We start from the raw sequence: 22,730 nt of genomic DNA on the forward strand, positions 1-22,730 counted from the left end.
GTGTCAAGAAGCGGCACCCTTCACCATTGCGATCGAAGGGCACCCATTGAGCAACCTGACCCCGTTCTATGCCGATGTTCAGGCGCACTACGACTTGTCCGACGACTTCTTCGCGTTGTTTCTCGATCCCACCCGCACCTACAGCTGTGCGTACTTCGAAGACGACGACCTGAGTCTCGAGCGTGCTCAACACGCGAAAATGGATCTGGCACTTGGCAAGTGCGAACTGCAGCCGGGTATGCGGCTTCTCGACGTCGGCTGTGGCTGGGGTGCGACCATGCTGCGCGCCGCCGACAGATACGACGTCGACGTGGTCGGGTTGACCTTGAGTCGCAATCAACACGACTACGTCGACACTCTCGTGAACAGTCGGAGCGACACTCCGCATACGGCCGAGGTCCGGCTGCAAGGGTGGGAAGACTTCGACGAACCGGTCGATCGGATCGTCAGCATCGGCGCCTTCGAGCACTTCCGCCGCGAACGTTATGCCAACTTCTTCGACAAGTGCCACAAGATCCTGCCGCCCGATGGCCGGATGCTGCTGCACACGATCGTGCAGTACAACCGTCACGAAATTCGGGCGAAGGGTTTGCCGATCGACCGAAAGTTGTTGGAGTTCGCGATTTTCATCCAGAAGGAGATCTTCCCAGGCGGACAACTGCCTGAACCGGAGTGGGTCGTCGACGGTGCCGAAGCCGCGGGTTTCACCGTCGAGCGAATCCATCCCCTGCGGCTGCACTACGCGCGAACACTGGACTACTGGGCGTCGGCCTTGTCGCAACGCCGCGACGAGGCGATCCGAGTTGCCTCGCAGGAGACCTACGACATCTACATGAGGTACCTCACCGGCTGCGCGGACCTCTTCCGTCGGGGCTACATCGACATCATGCAGTTCACCCTCGTCAAAGACAAGCGTAGCCAGTAGTGAAGGCAGGCAACGCCTTCCGAGTCGATGCCGACATCGAGTCCCTGCTGGGACGCCGGTATACGCTCTCGGATCACTACGAGGTCGGACGGGAAAAGATTCGAGAGTTCGCTCGCGCGGTCCAGAACGTGCATCCCGCGCACTACGAGTCCGCCGCAGCCCGCGAGTCGACCGGATTCGACGAACTGATTGCTCCGATGACGTTCACAGCCATCCTTGGCGGGGAAGCCCAGCGCTGCGTATTCGAGCAATTTCTGCCGCAGTACGACCTCAGCCAGGTCCTGCACACCGAACAGCGGATCGTGCAGCATCGGCCAGTGCGTGCGGGCGATGCACTGCGTTGCCGGATCACGCTCGATTCGTTCCGGTCCGTCCACGGCCAAGACGTCTTTACGCTCAAGACCGAAATCACTGACGGCGCAAATGTGCTCCTGCAAACCGGCTGGACCACAGCGGTCGCCCGGGCGGGCGGAATCGTCGATGATGACATCGCCCGCGCGGTCGACGGGGTGCTGATGCACCGCCCGGCCGAAGTCGGCCCTCGCGCGCGCGTTTCGCCGCTCCGCCTACTCGACGACGTCACCCCGATCAGCGTCGACCCCGACGGGCCACCACCTCGGGCCCAACAGCAGGCCAGTAATTTACGAGTCGGTGACGCGTTGCCTGCAGTGACGATGTGCATCAGCCGAGGCGATCTCGTCAACTACTCGGGGGTGGCGGGTGATCCCAATCCGGTGCATTGGAGCGACAGCATCGTGTCGATGGCCGGTCTGGACAACGTGATCGCACACGGCATGTTCACGATGGGGCTCGGAGCCGGCTACCTCACCGAATGTATGGACGACCCCTGCGCGCTCGTCGAGTTCGCGGTCCGATTCGCCCGGCCGGTGTACGTCGAATCGAGGACCGCTGCCGACATCGCATTCACCGGCACGGTCAAGAAGATCGACCCTACGAACAACACGGCCGACATCGCCTTGACGGCAGTTGCGAAGGGCGGCCGCATTTTCGGGCGCGCCACCGGAACCGTGAGATTGAACTGATTCGCACGAGCTCGCTCCGGCGACACGTGATCCTGTGCCCACCGACGTCATATCCGTGGTTGGGCACCAGTCTCACCCGATTCCGCAGGCCACTTTCTGGACCTGCGGAATCTTGACAACCAAATCAACCGGTTGATGAGGCCACCCACACTTCGTCTACCCGATTCGGCTTATTGGAAACCAATGCCGCCAAATGCATCGGGGTAGGCATCGACCGAGCACGTGTGGGGTTGCTGACATCACTCGCTAGATCGTTTGGATGCAACCTTGCTGGGTATTCACCAAAAGGTCGCCCCCGCTTGAGAACACAGTCGGGCTAGGCCAATCAGCTGCTAATTCTGCCGCCGGCGAACGTCCATGTCGTCCATATGCAGCGCAGCTCATTCGAGCACCATTCCGAACGCTATCCGACGCACGACGTCGGTGACGGCGCACAACACGGCTCGCGTTTAAGCGTCGAGTCGAAGGAGTCACGATGACCACACGCAACACCCTTGTTCGCTCGATGCACGACGTCGGAGCTGCAGCTTGGTTCGGCGGATCGCTGATGGGTGCCACCGGTCTCAACGGTGCGGCAAGCGACGTCAAAGACCCCAACGATCGTGCGCGAATCGCTGCCGACGGTTGGGCTCGATGGGCGCCGATCAGCGCCGTCGCAATCGGCATGCACGGCATCGGCGGGCTCGGACTGATCGCGGCGAACCGGAAGCGCGTTGCCCACCAGGACGGTGTCGCAGCGAATACCACCGTCAAGACCGTTGTCACCCTTGCCGCTGCCGGAGCAACGGCGTATTCCGGCTACCTGGGTTCCAAGGTTGCCAGGGAAGGTCGGATCCCGGCTGCAGGTGCCACCGAACCAGCACCAGGCACTCCCGATGCCGCGCAATCTGCACAGAAGCAGCTTCGCGTCATCCAGTGGGTCATCCCGGTCCTGACCGGTGCCGTTGTCGTTCTCGCAGCTCAACAGGGCGAGCAGCAGCGTGGCGGTCAGATCGTTTCGGGTCTGGGAAGGACTCTCGCCAACCGACTCGGTAACTGACGGCGGCGAGCAGGCTGTTGCGGCGATGCGCACTCGCACGATGCTTACGTAACAGCCTGCTCGAGCCTTCGGGATCGAGCGACAATGCCGGCAGCTAGCCGATTCGACTCCACGTCGACGTGTCAGGCATTAGACGTTCGAGGATGTCCGTGAGAGTGACGACGCCGAGCACGTGCTGGTTGTGGTCCTGTACGACCGCGAGGTGGCTGCGCGCGTCACGAATGCTTCGCAACGCCTCGGAGACGGATGTCTCCGGAGCGAGGATCAATACCGTTCGCATCAGGTCGCGGGCGGTCGTAGACGGATCGGCCAGCAAAGTGTCGCGCACGTGCACCACGCCCTCGACACCGTCGACCCCTGTGACGAGCAGTCGAAGGTGCCCGCTGCTACGACCGACTGCACGGATCTCGGCAGTCGCAGCGCCTGCCTCGACGCTCGCAGGAGTGACGCGTTCGCGGAGCATGTCGGCAACGGTAAGCGTTTCCAGCTCGAGCGCGTCGACGAGTCGTCGACGGTAACCCTCGTCGAGGACACCCGCAGTCGCGGAATGCTCGACAAGTTGCCGCAACGATTGCGGATCTTGCCCGGCCGCAAGCTGATCGACAGGTTCGACCCCGACCTTCACCAAACACCAGTTGGCCATTCGGTTCAGCTGATTCAGCAACGGCCGTGCGGCCCACATAAATCCCCGCGTCGGAATCGCGAGCATTGTCGCCGACTTCTCCGGATGCGCGATCGCCCAGGATTTCGGTGCCATCTCGCCGACAACCAGGTGCAGGAACGTGATGATGATCAGGGCGAGAACGAAGCCGCCGACATCGGCGAGCCAGGTGACGGCGCCCCACCCCTCCAGCAGCGGGGTCAGCCAATGATGCACTGCCGGTTTGCTTATCGCGCCCAACGCGAGCGTGCATACGGTGATACCGAGCTGAGAGCCGGCGAGCAGGACCGAGAGTTCCGATGCGCTCCGCAATGCAGCACGCGCCGCACGACTGCTCGCGGCTGCGTCTTCGAGGCGGTGTCGGCGCGCCGCGATCAGCGCGAACTCCACTGCGACGAAAAACGCGCTCGCGCCGATCAATCCGACCGTAATCAGTACGACGATCCACGGGTTATCCATGTGCAGCCTCCGCAACATCGTCGGCTCGACCGCTCACCGCGACGAAAACCGATGCCGGAACATGCTTTTCGACACCGCGCACCTGCATCGTTGCTACCCGAACGGTTGGCTCCTCGTCGGAGATCAAGTCGGCTGCGTCCGGCGGAAGGGACACGGTGACGGTGTCGCCGACCTGCGGAAGACCGCCGAACTCGGCGATAACCAAACCAGCCAAGGTTTCGTAATCGCCTGCAGGCAAACGATGGTCGAGGATGCGTTCGGCCTCGTCGATGTGCAAATCGCCGGGAATCAGCCAACCGTCCTCGGAACGAACAGCGCCGGTGACGAGCGCGGGGTCGTGTTCGTCAGCGAGTTCGCCGACCAACTCCTCCGCCATGTCTTCGATCGTGACCATGCCAGCGAAACCGCCGTACTCGTCGACGACGAGGGCTAGCTCGTCACCGGCCTCGACCAGCCGTCCGAGCACCTCGGGTAGCGGGAGCGTCGAGGGGACGACAACTGCTGTGCGGGTATGTGATTCGACCGTGCCCTGGACATCGTCGGCCAGCAGATCGTGCAGGTGCACAACGCCGAGGAGGTCGTCGACGGTGTCGCCGACTACCGGATACCTGGTGTGGCCGGCCCCCATCCTGGCGAGCACCGCGGTCACCGATTCGCCGACCCCTACCGTGTCCACCCGTGGCCTTGGAATCATCGCGTGTTCGGCGGTGCGAGTCGGGAAGTCGAGGATGCGGTCGAGCAGAATCGAGAGATCGCGAGGCAATTCGCCGTTGTGGCGGGACTCGGCAACGATGTGCGCAAGGTCGCGCGGGTTAGCGGAATGTTCGACGTCGTGGACGGGGTCGATCCGCAGCACTCGCAGCAACTGATTCGACGCCTGATCGAACAACCAGATCAGCCATCCGAACAACCGCAGGTAGAGGGTGGTCGAGAAGGCAAGGCGGCGAGCAACAGGTTCGGGTCGCGAGATAGCAAGGTTTTTCGGGAACAGCTCACCGAACACCATCTGCACGAACGTAGAGAACAGGATCGCAAGCACGGCACCGATTCCGATACCGACCGCGGTTGGAATTCCGATACCGCCGAGCAACTCCCCGAGCCCACGACCGATCAACGGTTCGGCGACGTAGCCGACGAGAAGTCCGGTGACGGTGATGCCGAGCTGAGCGCCGGAAAGCATAAACGAAGTTCGACGTGTGACGGCAAGTGCACGGGCAGAGGCTGTGTCGCCGGCGTCGGCGCGAGCCTTCAGTCGGGACCGGTCGACTGCCATGTACGCGAACTCTTGGGCGACGAAGTATCCCGTCAGAACGGTGATCGCGAATACGACACCGATGCCGGCAAGGACGGTCAAAGCAGTCAGCACGGCGGTATCACCACAAGCGCATGTTCACCGGAACCGGCATTGGGCGGGACGGGTCTTCGGTGGCGCTTTGCGCGCTTCATGACCTGCTTTCTGTTGCCTAGATGGAGTTCTCTCCGAGAATACGGCAAAGCGGACACATGAACGTGCCCGACGTATCGGGTGACTACTCGACGAACGGGGTCATATCCTGTCGCGCAGGGCAGATCGCAGTTCGGTGCGGTCGTCGAACGTCCGCACGTCGCTGCCGTACAACTGCACGGGGTCGCAACCACGACCGGTCACGACGACCACGTCGCCGGGCTCGGCCAATCCGACAGCCAGATCGAATGCCGTGCGACGGTCGGGTTCGACGACGACCTTCGCCTGCCGCGCCGCGAACGCTCCGGCGGCCACCGCCGCACGGATATCGGCTGGATCCTCGGAACACGGGCTCTCGTCACTGACGATGACGACATCCGCCAGCGCGGCCGCCGTCCTCCCGAGCGGGAATCGTTTGCCAGGGTCTCGATCACCGGTCGCGCCGACGACGACGATCAAACGTCCCGCTGTCAGCGTCCGCAGATACGGCAGTAGCTGACGTTGGCCAGCCGTGTTGTGCATGTAGTCGACCAGAGCGAGAAAGGTCTGACCGGCATCTATCCGTTCCAATCGACCCGGTACACCTGCCACACTTTCGAATCCGGTGACCGCAGCACCGAGGTCTCGTCCGGTCGCGGCGAGCAACGTCATCGCAGCCAGAGCATTGCGGACCTGATGCGGGCCCAGTAGTGGCAGCCTGACGTCGTAGCTGCCCATCGGCGTGCGCGCTGTGAAGGTCGTTCCAGAATCCCCGCAGTCGATTCCGTCGCCGAAGATGTCGGCCGTCGGGTCGACGGTCGACCACGTCCAGGACGGCACCTGGGTGGTGGCGACAAGCAGACGGCCGTAGTCGTCGTCGATGCCGATAGCCGCCAAGGCGGTTCGCTCAGGGGTGAACAGCGCGGCCTTGGCTGCGAAGTACACGTCCATGGACCCGTGAAAGTCCAGATGATCCCTGGCCAGGTTAGTGAAACCCATTGCGGCGAAGCGTGTTCCGTCGACCCTCCTGTGGGTGACGGCATGCGACGACACCTCCATCGCGGCAACCGTTGCCCCGGTGTCGCGGAACGACGCAAGGGCCTTCTGCAGTGGCGCGGCCTCAGGGGTCGTGCGCAATGCCGGACTAGATCCGGCCGGACCGGAGATGGAAATTCCGGTGATCGTCCCGACGGTCTCACCCGCGGCGGTCAGCGCCGCATCGAGGAGATAGGTCGTACTTGTCTTGCCGTTGGTGCCGGTCACGCCGAACACCTCGAGCGCGGTCGACGGCATTCCATAGATTTCCGAACTCACCGGACCGGCCCACCGACGAGGGTCCTCGACGATGATCGTCGGAAGCAACGTGGACGGTCGGTCGCTGAGAACGGCGGCAGCGCCGCGCGCGACGGCGTCGGCTTCGAAGTCGAGTCCGTGTACGTTATCGCCGGGTAGAGCGATGTAGAGGTCGCCGGGTTCGACGCTGCGCGAATCGTCGCTGACGCCGGTGATCGTGACCGCGACATCGCGGTACTGCGCACCCACCGTTGCAGCCAGCGCGGCAAGAGAGGAGCCGATCGGCAGAGGCGGGTCCTCGCGGAGGCGTTCGCACGTCACAGGGGTGCGGTCCTGCGCGGCAGGCGCGAATACGCAAGGCCATTCATTGATCGGGTATACCCAGGTCGGACGGATAGTAAATCGGACATAGGTTGCCGACGTTCAGCGCATCACGAACGCAATCGTCCGATCTTGCGAAGCGCGCCGTCCCACGCCACCTTCGCAGTAGCGACAGCTTCGCCGCCGACGTCGCTCGGCGTCACCATTCCCGCGGCAACCTTTGCGGCCAGCGCCTTGGTCTTCGGAGTGGCCTTGCTGAGATGTCCGCTGTCGAACGGCGGTTGCGGGTCGTACTCGATGATGAGCTGTATCGCTTCGGCGCGAGCCTGGCCCTCGATCTCGCCAACGAGCCACAGGGCCAAGTCGATTCCAGCTGAAACGCCTGCAGCTGTGACGATTTTGCCGTCTTGCACAATTCGTTGGCTGCCAACAGGTTTCGCCCCGAAGGTCCGCAGGATCGGCAGCGCAGCCCAATGGCTGGTTGCGGGTCGACCATCGAGAATCCCGGCTGCTGCGAGGATCGCCGACCCGCTGCATACCGACAGTGTCCAGGTTGTGGTGCGGTGCACGCTGCGGAGCCAATCCAGCAGTCTCGTATCTGCGGCAGCGGTCATGGTGTCCGTTGCGGATCCGCCGATCAGCACGATGTCCGGGGTCGGCGTGTCCGCGAACGAGTGCGTGGCGCCGAGGACAAGCACTCCGCTGTCCGTCACGATCGGACCCACCTCGTGCCAGACGAAGCGGATCTCCGCGCCTTTCATCGCGCGCAGCACTTCGTACGGTCCGATGACGTCCAACGCCGTCATGCCCGGATAGAGAACGATGGCGATCTGCATAAATGATCATAGAATTCGCGCACCGAAGGTGGCACTCGGCCTCGTCCGTACGCTGGTGTTGTGTTTCTACTCTTCGGCTTCGGCACCAAACGCAAGCAACTCGGCCCAGGCGAGACCCGGACCTGCCCGCGTTGCCACAACACGACGCAGTGGGCGCGCATCAAGGATTACAAGCAGTTCACCGTCTTCTTCATCCCGCTGGCGCGGTGGAAGCGTCGGCAATTCGAGGTCTGCGAGATCTGTGGCGCTGCTATCGAAGCCTGACATGTGGCGCTATCGCAGCGACGCGTTGAGTCTCGCGGCCTGCCGGGTGAGGTGGTCACGTTCGGGGAGATTCGATGCCGATCTGGCCGCTTCGGCATAGAGCCGGGCTGCGGTCGCCCGGTCACCGTCCCGCTCACGCAAGTACGCCTCGACGGCGGCATAGCGAGGCAGACCGGAGTCGAGTTCTGCCAATGCGGCCAGACCCGCACGCGGACCGTCTGCCTCACCGACCGCGACAGCACGATTGAGCCGGACCACTGGGCTGTCGGTGAACCGCAGCAACTCGTCGTACCACTCGACGATCTGCACCCAGTCGGTCTCCTCGGCCGAACGCGCATCTGCATGCAATGCAGCGATCGCCGCCTGAGACTGGAACTCCCCCAATCGATCCCGAGCAAGAGCCGCCTGCAGCACGTCGACCCCTTCGGCGATAATGGCGGTGTCCCACAGGCTGCGGTCCTGCTCTGCGAGGGGTACCAGGCTGCCGTCGGCACGAGTCCGCGCCGGCCGACGCGCGTGATGCAGCAGCATCAAGGCAAGCAGACCCTCGACCTCCTCGTGCTTCGCCAGTGCGGCAACCTGCCGCGTGAGCCGGATCGCCTCGGCCGCGAGATCCACACTGCCGCTGTAGCCTTCGTTGAAAACGAGGTACAGAACGCGGACCACAGTCGTGACGTCACCCGGTTGGTCGAACCGGACTCCCGAGACCGTCTTCTTGGCTCGGCTGATGCGCTGGGCCATCGTCGCTTCTGGAACGAGGTAGGCCTGCGCGATCTGTCTCGTGGTCAGACCGCCGACCGCCCGCAGCATCAGCGCGACCGCCGACGCCTGGGTCAAAGATGGGTGTGCACAAAGGAAGTAGAGCGCGAGCGTGTCGTCTTCTGTCTCGGTCGGACCAGGCTCGGGCTGCACCTCGACAAGTTCCTCACGCCGCTGCCGAGATGTGGCCGCTCGGGTGGCGTCGAGAAATTTTCGCCAACCGACCGCGATCAGCCAGGCTTTCGGGTCCCGTGGCGGATCGTCCGGCCAGACTCGCACCGCTTCGACCAGCGCATCCTGCACGGCATCCTCGGCCGCCGCGAAATCTGCTCCGCGCCGGACGAGGATGCCGATCACAGCCGGAGTGAGGGTCCGTAGCAGAGCCTCATCCATGGATTCTCACTCCGTGATGGTGCTTGGTGCGCCCATAAACGGACGGATTTCGAGCCATTCGTGAATCGGCTTCCCACCTGCGCCTGGCGCGGCAGACAGCTCGCCTGCCAATTCCAGTGCGCGCTTGTAGTTTTCGACGTCGATCACCATGAACCCGGCGATCAGATCCTTGGTCTCCGCGAACGGACCGTCGGTGACGGGTGCGCGCCCCTCGCCGTCGAAGCGGACCCACGAGCCCTGGTCGGACAGTGCCTGCGAGTCGACGAATTCGCCGGTGTCGCGGAGCCGATCGGCGAAGTCTTCCATGTACTGCATGTGCGCCGAGATTTCGTCCTGCGTCCACTGATCCATCGGCACGTCGTTGACCGGCGTCGGGGCGCCGCGGTAGTGCTTGAGAAGTAGGTACTTGGCCATCGTGTTCTCCTTGCTGCGGTACGGCCCATTCTGGCCGTGTTCACTGCTGGGACGCAGCCGCATTCGGGTTCTCGACATGCTTACCCAAAGTCGTGACGCTGAGACACCATTCGTTGCGTTTTGAGACGGGATCCCGTCCCAAAACGTCACGAATGGGCGCTGAGCGTCATGGCCTCCTGTGTGTCGGCAAGAACTAAATCGGCATTCATATGCGCACCCGCCAGAGCACCCGCTGCGGCGGAGGCACCGACCTGAGCTGACAGGTCGGTCGCGTTGCCTGCGACCCAGACGCCGGGGACCGACGTCGTACCTGCCATTCCGGTGGCGAAGTGGTTGCCCATTCCCATCGGATGGTCCTGCATCGGCAGTTGCAGATCTTCTATGCCGTCGGTTCGCGCGAGCATGGTTGTGGCAACGGCAATTACACGACGTGGCACGAGTTGCCCATCCGTCAACTGCACTCCGGCGATACCGCCATCTTCTGCTGCGACGACCCGATCGACCGGACCGTCGACAACCCGAATGTTGCGCGCCGCGAACCGCGCGCGTGTGTCGTCGTCGAGCTCGGTGTCGCGGGTGAAGTAGACCAGGTCGTCGGTCAATTGCCGAAACAGCATCGCATGGTGAACCGATGCGGGACCGACCGCAAGAACACCGATCGGCTCGTCACGCACTTCCCAGCCATGGCAGTAGGGGCAGTGCACAACGCTGCGACCCCAGTGCTCGGCCAGTCCCGGAATGTCGGGAAGGACGTCGCGCAGACCGGTGGCGACCAGGATGCGCCTCGCGGTCAGTGTGGCTCCGTCGGCGAGGGTGACGGTGAATCGCAGGTCGCCGTCCGCGGACTCCTCGGCCGGTGCCGCGTGCACGACCTCTCCGGTCACGATCGTGCCGCCGTAGCCGCGTACTTCGGCGCGACCCCGTTCCAGCAGCACGGCCGGCGGAGTTCCGTCCTGGCCGAGCAGTCCGTGGATACCCGCGGCGGGCGCGTTTCGTGGTGTGCCGCTGTCGATCACAACCACAGACCGACGTGAGCGCGCGAGCATCAGGGCACCGTTGAGTCCGGCCGCACCGCCACCGATCACAATGGCGTCGAGTGTCTTGTCGTTTGCTTCGGTGCTGGTTGTTGCACTCATGTCGTCTCCTTCTTCTCCAAACCTCAGTGTTCGAGGCGATGAATCGACCATAACCAGGGATTGCCCTATAGGCATACAATGTTGCGTATGACGCAAGACAACGGCGAGTTGGACAGCCTGGTGCGCAAACGCATCCGCGCCTTGAGGGTGGCGCAAGGCTTGTCCCTCGACGAACTCGCCGCCCGCGCGCACGTCAGCCAGTCCACGCTCAGCCGCATCGAGAACGGTCAGCGCCGTTTGGCTCTCGACCAACTCGTCACCCTCGCACGGGCGCTCGACACCTCGCTCGATCAACTTGTCGAGACGGCCACCGACAACGTGATCGCCAATCCGATCATCGACGCGGCCAACGCAATGCTGCGCTGGCCGATCAAGGCACAACCCGGCATCATGGTCGTGCGTCAGCGCCTGACCAATCCGCCGCCGGACAACCCCGCACGAATGCGCGCACACACCGGGCACGAGTGGCTCGTCGTCCTGTCCGGCACCGCCATCCTGATGCTGGGCAATCAGCGTTTCCGGATCGAAACGAACCAGGCCGCAGAGTTTCCCACGATGCTCCCTCACGCCATAGGTGCAGAGGGCGGACCGTGCGAGCTTCTCGGCATCTTCGACAACGCCGCCCGTCGCGGTCACAAAAACGGCGACGACGAACCCCGCGCCTAACCGCGCGTACTGGCTCGCTCCAGCAGCGACGAATTCGGTTCTCCGAAGCCGAATTTGCGATAGAGGTCGTGGGCGTCGGCCGTATGCAGCATCCAGCGAAACGTCCTGCCCGGACCGTTCTCGATCATCTCGGTGACCAGCTGCACACCGAGTCCGTTACCGCGATGAGCTGGCAAAACGAACACATCCGCGAGGTAGCCGAAATTGACGCCGTCGGAGATCGCGCGGGCAAAGCCGACAAGCTCGCCGCCACGGTCGTAGCAGCCGATAACCCGCCACGACCCGTCGATGGCTGCAGAAATGTCCTCATGAGTCCGCCAGGTCGCCCAGTAGGCGTGGGCCATCAGGAAGGCGCTGATCGCGTGCCGATCGATCCGCGCAGGGTCGTCGCTGAAGCTGTATTCGTCGCTCGGCATCTTCTGATCATGGCTGTGCTCCACGGATTCGGACAACCGTATTTGTCTCACCCGACTCAGAATCTGATGTGCGCCAGACCGACCGCCGCTCGGCGCACCTGGTAGCGGACCGCACCGAGCGGCGGCTCGTCGAGGCCGAGACCGACCCGTCCGGCGATCTCTTCCACGACGTCGTCGATACCGCGGTCGTCGGTGGCGATGTGCTCGGCGAACCGGTCCGTCGCAAGCGCGGCAACGCACCGGTCGATCTGTGCCATCGCCCAGGTTTCGTCCCGACCCACCACACGACCGATCACGTACCCGACCCGAGTCCGCAGTCGTTTGCGCAGCGTTTCCGGCGTGGCGATGAGCGCAAAGTGCCGCACTTCGATGCCTGCAGTGACGAGCCCTGTCATGATCTCGTCGAAATAGTCAGGGTTCACCAGAGTCATGGGAACGATGACAGGACCGTCGTGTGCCACAACCGCATCGGCCAGCGTCGACACAACCGCTGAACGCCATTGCGGTCGATCCTGGAAGTCGACCCGAGCGGTCGCGGGCAGCATTCTGTGGATCGCAAATCCGATGAGCTCAGGATCGGCGACGTGCGAGTTCGGCACGCGCCGGTGCAATTCGAAAGCGGTATGGGTCTTTCCAGCACCGAATGCGCCGTTGATCCAAATCAACATCAGTCCGAGCCTAGCGAGAACGATCCGCCGTTGCCGGTGGCCGGAGTGGATCGCCGCTACGGGGTGTAACCGGAAATTTCGATTGAGTCACAATGACCTACGTCAGGCAGAATGACTTTGCCAGGTAGCTTACGAGTGGCATTCTGTCACTCCAGTAACTTTTACCACTCCAGTAACACCTTTACGTCCGAGTCAGGGAGAACCATGAACCGTAAACGACAGGGATCACGGTTGGCAGCTGCCACCGCTGTACTCGGAACTGCAGCGCTCACCATGGTGCTTTCCGCGCCGACTGCCTCGGCAGGCGTCACCAGCATCAACATCGAACCTGGCCTCAGCACCGGATCGTCGAATGTCTACGGCGCAGGCTGCACCTACAAACTCACCGCAACTACCGACAACGGCGACCAGGTCTTCTTCCAGTCGACCGGATTGGCCTCGTTCGGCGCGATCAACGCGTTCCCTGTCAACGGTCGCGTCGAGACGACGTGGACACCGCGTCAGAACGGTCGATTCTGGGTCACGGCGTCCATCGGTGACGGATCGTCCTTCAGCAACGTCGAGGTCACCATCGGACGAGGAATTCCGATCGGACCCTTCTGCATCGTGATTCCCTAGTTAGGCCCCGAAGATCAGCAGATGCACGCAGCCGACGGCGACGCCGAGCACTGCGCCGTGCAGATACAGCAGCCACGCATCCTGCTCGACCGCGCAATAGAGCAGTTCTACGAAGTCTTCCGGCGGTAGCTCGCGCAGCTTCTGCGCGCACAGCAGGTCGAGCTTCTGCGCCTGCACCCGGTTGAATTCGGGATCGGTCGCCAACTCCGGTACCACTGCAATTGCGGTGCTCGTCGACCCGCGCCGTATTGCTTTCATCCGCCGTGCGCCGACGGCAACACTCACGAGCGGCTTCATCCGGCCGAGGATGCGGTCGATCTCTTCGGCCAGAACTCGATTGAGCAGCTTCTTGGTCTTGTCACCGTTCGGGCCGTCGATCAGGTGCCCGACGATAACCGGCATCGTGATGACCTGATGGGCGATCGCGTGGCCGAAATCGGTTGCCGCGGCCTCCTGCCGACGAGCGAACCTGGCCTGACGCCACGGACACAGGTACCAGGGCTTGGCAACGGCCGGAGTGAATACGACGCGCACAGCGATGACGTTGACCGTGACGCCGATCATCGCGGCGCCGCAGAGGATAACCAGCCAGTTGGGGAGCACGCCGACCACCGGGATGCTGTGGTGGACATGCAGGTACAGCGCCAGCAGGATGCCGAACGGGAAACCGAGCAGGCCGCTGCGGACCATAAAGCGAAGTTCGGGTGCTCCGATACCTTGCACGACGTCTTTCAACAACTCCGGTCGTGCGGCGAGACATTCGATGATCATCGTCTTGACGTTCAGAAGTTCGTCGACGTGTTCGCCGATCTCGTTGAACGCCCGGTTCGCGAGCTCTGGTAGTTCCTCGGCCACGCGCGCGTAAACGACTTCGCGGACCCGTGGTGGCAGGTCGTCCAACAGATCGGGATACGCATGCTGGATCACCGCGTCCACAGTCGACCTCAGGTCCGAGGCGATGATCGAGGCGAATTGATTCGCGATCGCGGCAGGTTCGAGTTGGCGGAAGAAGTCGCTGGGTCCGCCGATCCGTGAGATGGCTTTGTCGACCACCATCGACGCCATCTTCTCGCTTCGAGCGGGGATGAATCCTTGAAAGCCGAACCGTCCGCCCGCGGCGAAGATCGGCAGAATCTGGACCCTCCTCGGGAACCACGGATAGATCGCCGCGAGTCCCGGAACCCGGAAGCCGGCGAACTTCACGAGTGCGAACAGCATCCACACGCCGGTCCAGTTGGTGATGAGACCTGCGACGGCGGAAAAGATCGGGATGGTGACAAGCTCGATCGTGAAAGTCGACCAGCCGGCGAGCTCGTGCCAGTCGATGATTCCGCTCAACGCGACGGCGGACATCACGCCCGCCGCAGTGCCGCGGCGGGCGCGACGTCGGCGATTGCTTCGTCGACGAGGTCGTCGAGCGCAGCATGCAGACTGGTGTTGACGGCAGCGACGCCCAGTGCACGCATGTGGTCGAGTATCGCCGTTCGGTCCTCGTCGGTAGGTTCGCGCGAATCGGCCGAGAGGCCAACGGCAACACGACCTTTCGCCGCATCGACCATCAAGCGTGCGATGCCACCGACCGCCGACGCGACCGACTCGTACAGCTCGACAAGTTCGCGCAGCTGGAGGCCGTAGCGATTCAGATCGGTGAAGATATCGAGCAGGCGGGGCTCGGTGAACGTGACCGTCGATGCGTCGGCGTTCGCGGTGGCAAGTCCGAGTCCGACAAGTTTGTCGATCATCTGCGAACCGCCGACGCCGAGAAAATTGTCGACGAGGTCGAGTGGAATTCGAATGGTGCCGTCGTCGGAGTCTTCGCCTGTGGCGGGCTCGAAACCGAGCACCTCGCTCAGGTCTCGGCCCGATTCCAAGCACGAGATGATCCCACCGATGTGAGCGGACGTGAACTTCCGTTGCAGCAGCGAATCGATGATCTTCAGTCGCTCAAGATGGGTTCGGTCGTCGATGGATGCCCTGCCGCGATGCCTGGTCGGCGGTGGCAGCAGTCCACGCTCCTGATAGGCGCGTACGTTTCTCGTCGTTGTGCCTGCTGCGCGGGCGAGTTCGTCGATCCGGAATTCGGTCGGGTCACCTATGGCGGCTGAGATGGAATAGCCGACGAGGCGTAGCGCCCGTGCCCCCGCACGGGTGAGTACAGCGGGAACGGGCGCTACCCGACCGACGGCCATCAGCTCACAGCGGCGCGTTCACTCGGACGGTTGCCGAGCTTCGTCGCATCCGACGCCAGCACGAAGTCGCGCAGGTCGAGCTTGCGCAGCTGGTGCGCGTACTGCGTGGCGAAGCCGGGGAACATCGTGGCGTTGAAGCCGTCCTCGGTGAGATACCAACTCTGGCAACCCGAATTCCACGTCGTCGATTCGAGACGCTGTTGAATATCGGCGTTGTAGCGGTCCTGGACGTCGCGCCGCACGTCGAGCATCGTGAGGTTCTTGTCGAGAACGGTGCGGACCGCATCGGTGATGTAGTCGATCTGCGCTTCCATGTACACCAGGGCGGAGCTGTGTCCCGGACCCGAGTTGGGTCCGAAAGTCAGATACAGATTCGGGTAGCCCGACACCGCGACGCTCTTGTAGGCGTAGGCACCCTTGCTCCACTCGTCCGAAAGCACCCGGCCGTGCCGACCGACGATCGGAATTGGAGTGCCCGTCTTCGACACGTCGAAACCGGTCGCGAACACGATGCAGTCGAACTGGTGCTCGATACCCTCGACTGTCCGAATGCCTTTGGGAGACAACGTCGCAATCGGCCAGGTGATCAGTTTGCAGTTGTCCTTCTGCAACGCCGGGTAGTAGTCGCTTGTCATCAGCAACCGCTTGCAACCTGCGCGGAAGTCGGGGGTGAGTTGACGCCGCAACCACGGATCCTTCACCTGCGCACGAAGATGCGCCTTGCCGACGGTTTCGACGACGCGAGTAAGCGGGGTGTTCCACACGACACCGAGTGCCACCGATTCGTGTCCCCAGAACCATGCTTGCCGCGCAAGGGATTCCGTGACAGGGAACTGGCGATACAGCATCTTGGACACACTGTTGGTGCGCCGGTTCACTCGGGGCAGCACCCAACCGGCAGTGCGCTGGAACACCTTCACCGACTCGGCCTGCTTCACCAATTCGGGAACGATCTGGACCGCGCTGGCACCGGTGCCGACGACGGCGACCTTCTTGCCTGCGAAGTCGTAGTCGTGATCCCACTTCGCGCTGTGGACCTTATGGCCCTCGTAGGTGTCGATGCCCTTGATGTTCGGCAGGCTGGCATTGGCCAACGGTCCCGACGCCACGACTACAGAGCGGGCGAAAACCTTGGGTTTGCGACCGTCGAAGGTCACCGTCCATAGGCCGGCTTCCTCGTCGAACTGCAGGTTCGTGACGGTGTGCCCGAACCGAAAGTGGTTGCGCAGACCGAACTCTTCGACCATCGACTCGACGTAGCCGAGGATCTCGGCACTGCCGGAGTAGGTGTGCGACCAGTCGGGGTTGGGAGCGAAACTGTAGGAGTAGAGCCGCGACGGGATGTCGCACGCCGCCCCCGGGTAGGTGTTGTCCCGCCAGGTGCCACCGACGCGAGTGTCGCGTTCGAAGATCGCGAAATCGGTGATTCCCTTCTGTTTCAACCGAATTGCGGTACCGATGCCGGCGAATCCGCCGCCGATGATTGCCACGTCCAGTGGCGCGGACTTACTCATGCGACAGGCTCGTAGGTCAGTTCCTGCGCCCACTTGGGATCGGAATGAATGAAGCGTTCCGGCACGTGCGCCGTCACCTTGACCAGCGTGTCGGCAAGGAGGTGGTACGGGTGCTTGCGGTTGATGACCATGGAGCCGTGGTACTTGATGATCTGGTACATCGGCAGCCGCTTGGCGAAGTCACCGCGTTCGCCTGCAGCCTTGAAGCGATTCATCGCGCCGTAGAGGCGCTCCTCGTCGACGCCCATGGCAACGATGTTGTCGCGCATCTTGTTCAACAGCGGGACATAACTCAGCGCGCCGATGATCAGCGACGGGTTGAGCCAGCCGCCGACCAGGTCGATGGCAAGTTTGCGAGCGGTGGCATGACCCAGCAGATCCATTACCTCGAAACCGACTGCCAAATGGCGTGATTCGTCGTTGTTGATCCGCTTGAACACCTGCTGCGCGACGGGATCGGGAACTTCGTCGGTGATGAACTTGATCAGTGCGCCATCGAGGGCGACCTCGAGCATCGGGATGACCGTGCCGAGGAACGAAAGCGACATACCGTCGGCGTAGCGATCGAGCCAGTCGATGACGATCTTGACGTTGATGTTCGGCTCGGGAATCTTGTCGCCGTCGAGCATGCCCCAGCGTCGCATCAGTGCGAGTTCCGCATTGGCGTGCTTCTGTTCTTCAGCGTGGAAGTGCTCGTAGATGCTCTTGAGAGTGTCGTTCGGCGCCTTCTTGGCCATTGCCGCGAAGCCTCGCGCACCGACGTTTTCGATCCACATCAGATCCGCCATGAACGGCTTGAGTTTGGCGTGCATTTCGGGGCTGATGGTGTCCGCCCCTGGTCCGTCCCAGTCGATGTCGGCAAGTGCCCACTGCTTGTCTTTGATCATCTGCAGCATTTTTTCGAGGTCCATAGCCATGGTCAGACTCCTGTCTTCTGAGTGGAGCTCGGCGCCGGTGCGGCCGCCGTGTCTTCTTGGGGGAGAATGCGATTGAGCATTCCGATGCCATACGCGTACTGCGCGGGGAAATGCCGCTTGAGATGCCAGACGAGGTTGGCGTCGAGCTGCGGGAGTACGTAGAGCTTGCCTTTGTCGTGGGCGTCGAGAGTTGTCTTGGCGACGCTCTCGGGCGAGAAGCCGGTCAGTCGCATCAATGTGTCCGCGAGTTGCGACGACTTGGCGGTGATGCGGCCGTCCTTGGCGACGTTCGTCTTGACGAAAGTCGGGCACAACACGGTGACGTTGACGCCGGTCCCGCTGAGCTCGGCGGCCATCGTTTCCGACAGCGACATCACTGCCGCCTTGGACACGTTGTGTGCGGCCATCGATGGTGCCGCGGCGAATCCGGCGGCGGAGGCGACATTGATGATTCCGCCTCGGCCGGCGGCACGAAGTTGGGGTGTGAACAACTCGCAGCCGTACACGACACCCCAGAGGTTGATGTCGAGTGCCCACTTCCAGTCGTCGAGACCGATACTGCCGACCGGCTTTCCACCGATGCCGACTCCGGCGTTGTTGATCACCAGGCTCGGCGGTCCTTTGAAGATCAGTTCCGCATGCAACGCAGGGCTTTCCACGTCCTCACGGCGGCCGACGTCGCAGAAGAACGCGTGCGCCGTTGTGCCGTAGACCCGTTCGATGATGCGAACGGTTTCCTCAGCGCGCTCCTTGTCGATATCGGCGCAGATGACCTCGCCGCCACGAGCTGCGAGTTCCAGCGCGAAGGCACGGCCGATGCCGCTTCCCGCGCCGGTGACGACCGCTTTCGCCTTGTGCGAGCGACCGTTACGAGTGAACGGGGCAAGCAGGGTGTCGAGTCCCAGCATCAGCTGACCCGCCTTTCTGTAAGTGTCGCCGTCTGTTCGAGCGACGTGGTGATGAAGTGCGCTGCCCGTGCGACGGCGTGGTTGGCTTCCGGGATCAGGAGCGACAGCGCTTGGAAGACGTGCATCTGGCCAGGCCAGATTTCGAGGTCGCACCTACCGCCGGCCGCCCGCACGGTTTGCTGCAGGTACCTGGCGTCTGCGCTCAACATCTCAACCTCACCCGCCTGCACGAGGATCGGCGGAAGGTTGCTTCCAGCAGCCAGTTTCAGAGTCAAGCGGGTGTGCTTGGCATCGTGTCCGGCGATGTAGAGGGCGACAAGTTCACGTGCTCCCTGCGCTGTGATCATCGGATCGGGGCGGACCCGTTCCTGATCTGCCGACAATCCGAAGGAAATGTCGACGAGCGGCGAGAACATAACGCACGCAGCAGGTTGCGGGGTCGCGGTCCGCGCGTTCTCGATCATCAGATCGAGTGCGAGATGTCCGCCTGCGGAATCGCCCGCGACAACGAGATCGCTTGCCAGGAAGCCACGTTCGAGCAACCAGCGGTAGCCGGCTTCGATGTCGTCCGCAGCCGCGGGAAACGGATGCTCGGGTGCGAGGCGGTAGTCGGCGAGGAAGACCGGCAATCCAGTGGCGCGCGAGAGTCTGGACGCGAGACCGCGGTGTGTGCGTGCCGAGCAGATCACATAGCCGCTGCCGTGGATGTAGTAGACCGCTCTGTCACCGAATTCGACGCCAGGTGCTGCGACCCATTCGCCACGGACCGCACCGGATCGAACCTGGACTACTTTCGTTCCCCGCAACGGCGGTCCGAGTGTGGACATGAACCCCGCGATCAACTGCCGTGATGCCCACACGGCACGCGCGTTGAGCGGTAATGCGCTGGTCAGCGGCCGTAGCGTCACGGATGTCGCCATCGCCGCGAGCCTGGACGGAATTGAAGCCGATACGGGTACCGGCCGAATTGGGGTCGTCGTTGACCCTGCGTTCGTCATGCTTAACAGGGTCACTCATGCATGTGCCATTTGTCAATGGCTCATTTATCAGCCACACTTTGACCATGACCGCAACGAAGGCCAACGACGCCCGCTCGTCAGCGCACTCGCTCGAGATAGTCAAAGTGATCGAGGAGACGTCCGACGCAGTCTCCATCGTCTTCGATGTCCCAAGTGGCAGCGAAGAGGCGTTCCCCTACACCCCCGGTCAGTTCCTGACCCTGCGCATTCCGCATGCCGACGATTCGGTGTCGCGTTGCTACTCGCTGTCGAGCACGCCGTCCGCAGGCCGCCAGTTGCAGGTCACGGTCAAGCGTGTCGACGGTGGACACGGTTCGAACTGGTTGTGCGACAACGCAACTGCTGGAATGAGCCTCGACTCACTACGGCCCGGCGGGATGTTCACTCCGACCGACTGGGACGACGACTTCGTGCTCGTCGCTGCGGGCAGTGGCATAACACCGATCATGTCGATTCTGCAGACCGCATTGGCGAAGCACAGCAACACAATTCGTCTGGTCTACGCCAATCGCGATCCACAATCGGTCATCTTCGACGACCAGCTGCGTGCGCTTGTCGGTGCGCATCCAACTCGGCTCTCCGTGCAGCACTGGCTGGAATCGACCTCGGGACTCCCCACCCACGAGACGCTGCGCGAGATCTTCGGCGATGTGGCGGGGCAGCGAGCGTTCATCTGTGGGCCAGCGCCGTTTATGGAGGTCGCAGGACGGGCACTGTCGTCCGCCGGCGCTTCGCCGGACATGATCCACAAGGAAGTTTTCGTCTCGCTAACACCGATGCGTTCGCGGAGCGCGCCACCGCACCGGCAGTGTCGTCGAATTCCGGAGCGATAGCCACCGTCGACCTCGAGGGCGAAGTGCACACGCTGAACTGGCCGCGAGATCAGGTGCTGCTCGATGTTCTGCTCGACAACGACCTGGACGCGCCCTACGTCTGCCGTGAGGGAAACTGCGGCGGCTGCGCCTATTCGTTGCGTTCGGGTGTGGTGACGATGCTCGTGAACGACACGCTGGACCAGTACGAACTCGACCGAGGTGTGCGCCTCGCCTGCCAATCGATCCCCGAAACCGACGAGCTGGATATCGCGTTCGATCGCTGACGCCAAAAGCTGAACTAACTGTTACTACCGGCAGCCTTGCCTGTAGGTACCTTCCGCTATCGCGTCGGGCTGTGCGCTCTCCGATCCGGATGACCCAGAAGCAACGCGTCGACGCAATGCGAAACCGGCTGCTCGACGCGGCGGTCGACTGCCTGTGCGAATCCGGTTACGCGGGGCTGTCGACCAACGACGTGGTGCGCCAGGCCGAAGTGTCGAGGGGTGCTCTGGCGCATCACTTTCCGACGAAGTCCGATCTGGTCGCAGCGTTGGCCGAGCACCTGATCGGCCAGAGAGCCGAGGAGTTTCGCCGCCGTTTCGGGGCCTTGCCACCGTCGAGGCGGACCGCACCCGAAGCGTTGGACGTGCTGTGGTCGCTGTACAACGACCGCAACTTCGCTGCCTTGCTGGAGTTGACCGTAGCGGCACGCACGGACGACGAGCTGCGCGAGGAAGTTGCAGCAATCCCCAAGCAGCTCAACGACATGAGCCGCTCCGTCATCACGGAATACTTCCCCGACCTGGCAAACATGCCGTTCATCGACGACATCATCAGCGGCGTCGAAGCCCTCTACACGGGCCTACGCGTGCACTCGATCATCGACGGGGATGCTCGCGGTCGGCAGTCCGCCGTGCGCGAACTCATCAAATTCGCGATTGCAGGCGCGCAGGGATCGTCTCTGCTCAGTTCGTTCTTCCATCCGCCCGACAACAGGAGATCACAATGAGTGCTCAGCCCATACCTCAGCGCGCCGTGAAGACACGTCGAATCGCCTTCTCGTATCCAACGGGCGGACTCGATCGGCACTACGTCCAGGGCGACCTGGTGATGAGTCACGCCGTTGCCGTGCTGTCGGCCATGTTCCCGGAGGGTGAAGATTTCTTCATTCGGTCCGTGAAGCACTACCAGGACAAGATCACCGATCCAGAACTGAAGAAGCAGGTGCGGGGCTTCATCGGCCAGGAGGTCACGCACGGTCGCGAACATCGAGCGCTCAACGATCGTCTTCGTGAGATGGGTTATCCGACAAGGCTTGTCGATCGATTCGCGCACAATCTGCTGATCCGCACCGATCGTATCGTGCCGAAGCGCTTCCAGCTTGCAGTCACAGCCGCGCTGGAGCACTACACGGCCACCGTCGCCGAACGGCTGCTGACCAGTCCGGAGGCGCAGGAACTGCTCGGCGAGACCGAGGTTCGTTCGATGCTGCTGTGGCACGCGCTGGAGGAGTCCGAGCACAAGTCGGTCGCGTTCGACGTGTACCGGCACACGGGCGGAAGCGAACGTCTGCGGATCTTCACGATGTTCCTCGTCAACGCGCTGTTCTTCCCCATCGTCATCATCTTCACGGCCATTTCGCTGCTCGGTGACCGCGCGACGTACAACCCGAGACGACTGGTGCGAAGCATTGCGGCACTGCGACATTCACCGTTCCTCGCACGCGTCGTCATCGAACATCTGCGCGCCTACAACCACAACGGCTTTCACCCCGACGACGTCGATGCCACCGCACTCCTCGACTCGTTGGCGCACCGAACTCTTCGGCGAGCAGGGTGTGCTGACCGATCATCTAAAGTAGGCGCACACCTACGAACGGGGACCATGGACGTCAGGCGGCTCACGCGAAAAGGACGCCTCGCCACCAAGCAGGTGTGCGACGGATATGGACACGTACTGCGGACCGAGCACTGAGGTGTGTCAAGGATCTTGGACAGATCCTCGTGGGTCATGCAGCTGATGCTGCGTGACGGT

General features: G+C 62.8%; 22 protein-coding genes and 2 pseudogenes. 9 read left to right on the forward strand and 15 right to left on the reverse strand.

Annotated elements, in window-relative coordinates; all coding sequences use genetic code 11:
* The first annotated feature begins 46 nt into the window (after nucleotides 1–46).
* From ACHIRB_RS17835 to ACHIRB_RS17845, 3 genes are all read left to right on the forward strand, one after another.
* Entirely contained in the window at nucleotides 47–925 is an 879-nt protein-coding gene (locus ACHIRB_RS17835) for a cyclopropane mycolic acid synthase family methyltransferase (RefSeq protein ID WP_395125813.1), read from the forward strand.
* Nucleotides 925–1,968: a fused (3R)-hydroxyacyl-ACP dehydratase subunits HadA/HadB gene (locus tag ACHIRB_RS17840; protein WP_395125814.1), complete on the forward strand. Its 1,044-nt coding sequence runs from the start codon at nucleotides 925–927 to the stop codon at nucleotides 1,966–1,968. Before ACHIRB_RS17835 ends, ACHIRB_RS17840 begins: the two co-directional genes overlap by 1 nt.
* 475 nt (nucleotides 1,969–2,443) lie before the next feature.
* Complete coding sequence (locus ACHIRB_RS17845; RefSeq protein WP_395125815.1) at nucleotides 2,444–3,007, forward strand: hypothetical protein; 564 nt, start codon at nucleotides 2,444–2,446, stop codon at nucleotides 3,005–3,007.
* A 94-nt stretch (nucleotides 3,008–3,101) separates the two neighbouring features.
* On the opposite strand, the gene ACHIRB_RS17850 is transcribed toward ACHIRB_RS17845, so the two are convergent.
* From ACHIRB_RS17850 to ACHIRB_RS17865, 4 genes are all read right to left on the reverse strand, one after another.
* Nucleotides 3,102–4,127, reverse strand: a complete 1,026-nt coding sequence (locus ACHIRB_RS17850; RefSeq protein WP_395125816.1) for a hemolysin family protein — start codon at nucleotides 4,125–4,127, stop codon at nucleotides 3,102–3,104.
* Nucleotides 4,120–5,493, reverse strand: coding sequence for a hemolysin family protein (locus ACHIRB_RS17855; RefSeq protein ID WP_395118271.1), 1,374 nt, complete (start codon nucleotides 5,491–5,493; stop codon nucleotides 4,120–4,122). Before ACHIRB_RS17855 ends, ACHIRB_RS17850 begins: the two co-directional genes overlap by 8 nt.
* A 180-nt stretch (nucleotides 5,494–5,673) precedes the next feature.
* Nucleotides 5,674–7,164 (reverse strand): Mur ligase family protein, encoded by a 1,491-nt coding sequence (locus ACHIRB_RS17860; protein WP_395118273.1) that lies wholly within the window; start codon nucleotides 7,162–7,164, stop codon nucleotides 5,674–5,676.
* A gap of 110 nt (nucleotides 7,165–7,274) precedes the next feature.
* Complete coding sequence (locus ACHIRB_RS17865) at nucleotides 7,275–8,000, reverse strand: DJ-1/PfpI family protein (RefSeq protein WP_395118275.1); 726 nt, start codon at nucleotides 7,998–8,000, stop codon at nucleotides 7,275–7,277.
* A gap of 60 nt (nucleotides 8,001–8,060) precedes the next feature.
* On the opposite strand from ACHIRB_RS17865, the gene ACHIRB_RS17870 reads away from it, so the two are divergent.
* Nucleotides 8,061–8,264 (forward strand): zinc-ribbon domain-containing protein, encoded by a 204-nt coding sequence (locus tag ACHIRB_RS17870; protein ID WP_395118277.1) that lies wholly within the window; start codon nucleotides 8,061–8,063, stop codon nucleotides 8,262–8,264.
* 9 nt (nucleotides 8,265–8,273) lie between these two features.
* Here the strand turns inward: ACHIRB_RS17870 and ACHIRB_RS17875 are convergent, their stop codons facing one another.
* The 3 genes from ACHIRB_RS17875 to ACHIRB_RS17885 all read right to left on the reverse strand — a co-directional run bounded on the left by ACHIRB_RS17875 (nucleotide 8,274) and on the right by ACHIRB_RS17885 (nucleotide 10,966).
* Complete coding sequence (locus ACHIRB_RS17875) at nucleotides 8,274–9,416, reverse strand: RNA polymerase sigma factor (protein ID WP_395118279.1); 1,143 nt, start codon at nucleotides 9,414–9,416, stop codon at nucleotides 8,274–8,276.
* A 6-nt stretch (nucleotides 9,417–9,422) separates the two neighbouring features.
* Nucleotides 9,423–9,830 (reverse strand): YciI family protein, encoded by a 408-nt coding sequence (locus tag ACHIRB_RS17880; protein ID WP_395118302.1) that lies wholly within the window; start codon nucleotides 9,828–9,830, stop codon nucleotides 9,423–9,425.
* 146 nt (nucleotides 9,831–9,976) lie between these two features.
* Complete coding sequence (locus tag ACHIRB_RS17885) at nucleotides 9,977–10,966, reverse strand: NAD(P)/FAD-dependent oxidoreductase (RefSeq protein WP_395118281.1); 990 nt, start codon at nucleotides 10,964–10,966, stop codon at nucleotides 9,977–9,979.
* 87 nt (nucleotides 10,967–11,053) lie between these two features.
* On the opposite strand from ACHIRB_RS17885, the gene ACHIRB_RS17890 reads away from it, so the two are divergent.
* Nucleotides 11,054–11,632: a helix-turn-helix domain-containing protein gene (locus tag ACHIRB_RS17890; protein WP_395118283.1), complete on the forward strand. Its 579-nt coding sequence runs from the start codon at nucleotides 11,054–11,056 to the stop codon at nucleotides 11,630–11,632.
* On the opposite strand, the gene ACHIRB_RS17895 is transcribed toward ACHIRB_RS17890, so the two are convergent.
* Together ACHIRB_RS17895 and ACHIRB_RS17900 are read right to left on the reverse strand one after the other, a co-directional pair.
* On the reverse strand, nucleotides 11,629–12,048 hold the full coding sequence (locus tag ACHIRB_RS17895; RefSeq protein ID WP_199704096.1) for a GNAT family N-acetyltransferase: 420 nt from the start codon (nucleotides 12,046–12,048) through the stop codon (nucleotides 11,629–11,631). The two genes, ACHIRB_RS17890 and ACHIRB_RS17895, sit on opposite strands and share 4 nt — an antisense overlap.
* Before the next feature lie 56 nt (nucleotides 12,049–12,104).
* Nucleotides 12,105–12,716: an AAA family ATPase gene (locus tag ACHIRB_RS17900; protein WP_395118286.1), complete on the reverse strand. Its 612-nt coding sequence runs from the start codon at nucleotides 12,714–12,716 to the stop codon at nucleotides 12,105–12,107.
* Nucleotides 12,717–12,920: 204 nt separating this feature from the next.
* Between ACHIRB_RS17900 and ACHIRB_RS17905 the strand changes: the two genes are divergently transcribed.
* Nucleotides 12,921–13,334: a hypothetical protein gene (locus ACHIRB_RS17905; RefSeq protein WP_395118288.1), complete on the forward strand. Its 414-nt coding sequence runs from the start codon at nucleotides 12,921–12,923 to the stop codon at nucleotides 13,332–13,334.
* Here ACHIRB_RS17905 and ACHIRB_RS17910 read toward each other — a convergent pair whose 3' ends face one another.
* Genes ACHIRB_RS17910 through ACHIRB_RS17935 form a run of 6 tightly spaced genes read right to left on the reverse strand, consistent with a single transcriptional unit; the run spans nucleotide 13,335 to nucleotide 19,782 of the window.
* On the reverse strand, nucleotides 13,335–14,687 hold the full coding sequence (locus ACHIRB_RS17910; protein ID WP_395125817.1) for a DUF445 domain-containing protein: 1,353 nt from the start codon (nucleotides 14,685–14,687) through the stop codon (nucleotides 13,335–13,337). It lies immediately after the preceding gene.
* Nucleotides 14,687–15,523 carry a MerR family transcriptional regulator gene (locus tag ACHIRB_RS17915; protein WP_395118292.1) on the reverse strand — a complete coding sequence of 279 codons (837 nt, stop codon included), beginning with the start codon at nucleotides 15,521–15,523 and terminating at the stop codon, nucleotides 14,687–14,689. The genes ACHIRB_RS17910 and ACHIRB_RS17915 overlap by 1 nt, the downstream gene beginning before the upstream one ends.
* Nucleotides 15,523–17,037 carry a flavin-containing monooxygenase gene (locus tag ACHIRB_RS17920; protein ID WP_395118294.1) on the reverse strand — a complete coding sequence of 505 codons (1,515 nt, stop codon included), beginning with the start codon at nucleotides 17,035–17,037 and terminating at the stop codon, nucleotides 15,523–15,525. The genes ACHIRB_RS17915 and ACHIRB_RS17920 overlap by 1 nt, the downstream gene beginning before the upstream one ends.
* Nucleotides 17,034–17,954, reverse strand: a complete 921-nt coding sequence (locus ACHIRB_RS17925; RefSeq protein ID WP_199704088.1) for a ferritin family protein — start codon at nucleotides 17,952–17,954, stop codon at nucleotides 17,034–17,036. The genes ACHIRB_RS17920 and ACHIRB_RS17925 overlap by 4 nt, the downstream gene beginning before the upstream one ends.
* A gap of 2 nt (nucleotides 17,955–17,956) precedes the next feature.
* Complete coding sequence (locus ACHIRB_RS17930; protein ID WP_395127737.1) at nucleotides 17,957–18,862, reverse strand: SDR family NAD(P)-dependent oxidoreductase; 906 nt, start codon at nucleotides 18,860–18,862, stop codon at nucleotides 17,957–17,959.
* Nucleotides 18,862–19,782 (reverse strand): alpha/beta hydrolase, encoded by a 921-nt coding sequence (locus ACHIRB_RS17935; protein WP_395118298.1) that lies wholly within the window; start codon nucleotides 19,780–19,782, stop codon nucleotides 18,862–18,864. The genes ACHIRB_RS17930 and ACHIRB_RS17935 overlap by 1 nt, the downstream gene beginning before the upstream one ends.
* Nucleotides 19,783–19,925: 143 nt before the next feature.
* Here ACHIRB_RS17935 and ACHIRB_RS17940 point away from each other — a divergent pair.
* The 3 genes and pseudogenes from ACHIRB_RS17940 to ACHIRB_RS17950 all read left to right on the forward strand — a co-directional run bounded on the left by ACHIRB_RS17940 (nucleotide 19,926) and on the right by ACHIRB_RS17950 (nucleotide 22,557).
* Nucleotides 19,926–20,980: pseudogene (locus ACHIRB_RS17940) on the forward strand (2Fe-2S iron-sulfur cluster-binding protein).
* 71 nt (nucleotides 20,981–21,051) lie between these two features.
* A complete protein-coding gene (locus ACHIRB_RS17945) occupies nucleotides 21,052–21,705 on the forward strand; it encodes a TetR/AcrR family transcriptional regulator (protein WP_395118300.1) in 654 nt (217 codons plus the stop codon).
* Nucleotides 21,702–22,557: pseudogene (locus tag ACHIRB_RS17950) on the forward strand (metal-dependent hydrolase). The gene ACHIRB_RS17945 and the pseudogene ACHIRB_RS17950 overlap by 4 nt, the downstream one beginning before the upstream one ends.
* Nucleotides 22,558–22,730: the final 173 nt, after the last annotated feature.

It is taken from the genome of Antrihabitans spumae, from assembly GCF_043944905.1.
GTDB classification, from domain to species: Bacteria; Actinomycetota; Actinomycetes; order Mycobacteriales; family Mycobacteriaceae; genus Antrihabitans; species Antrihabitans spumae.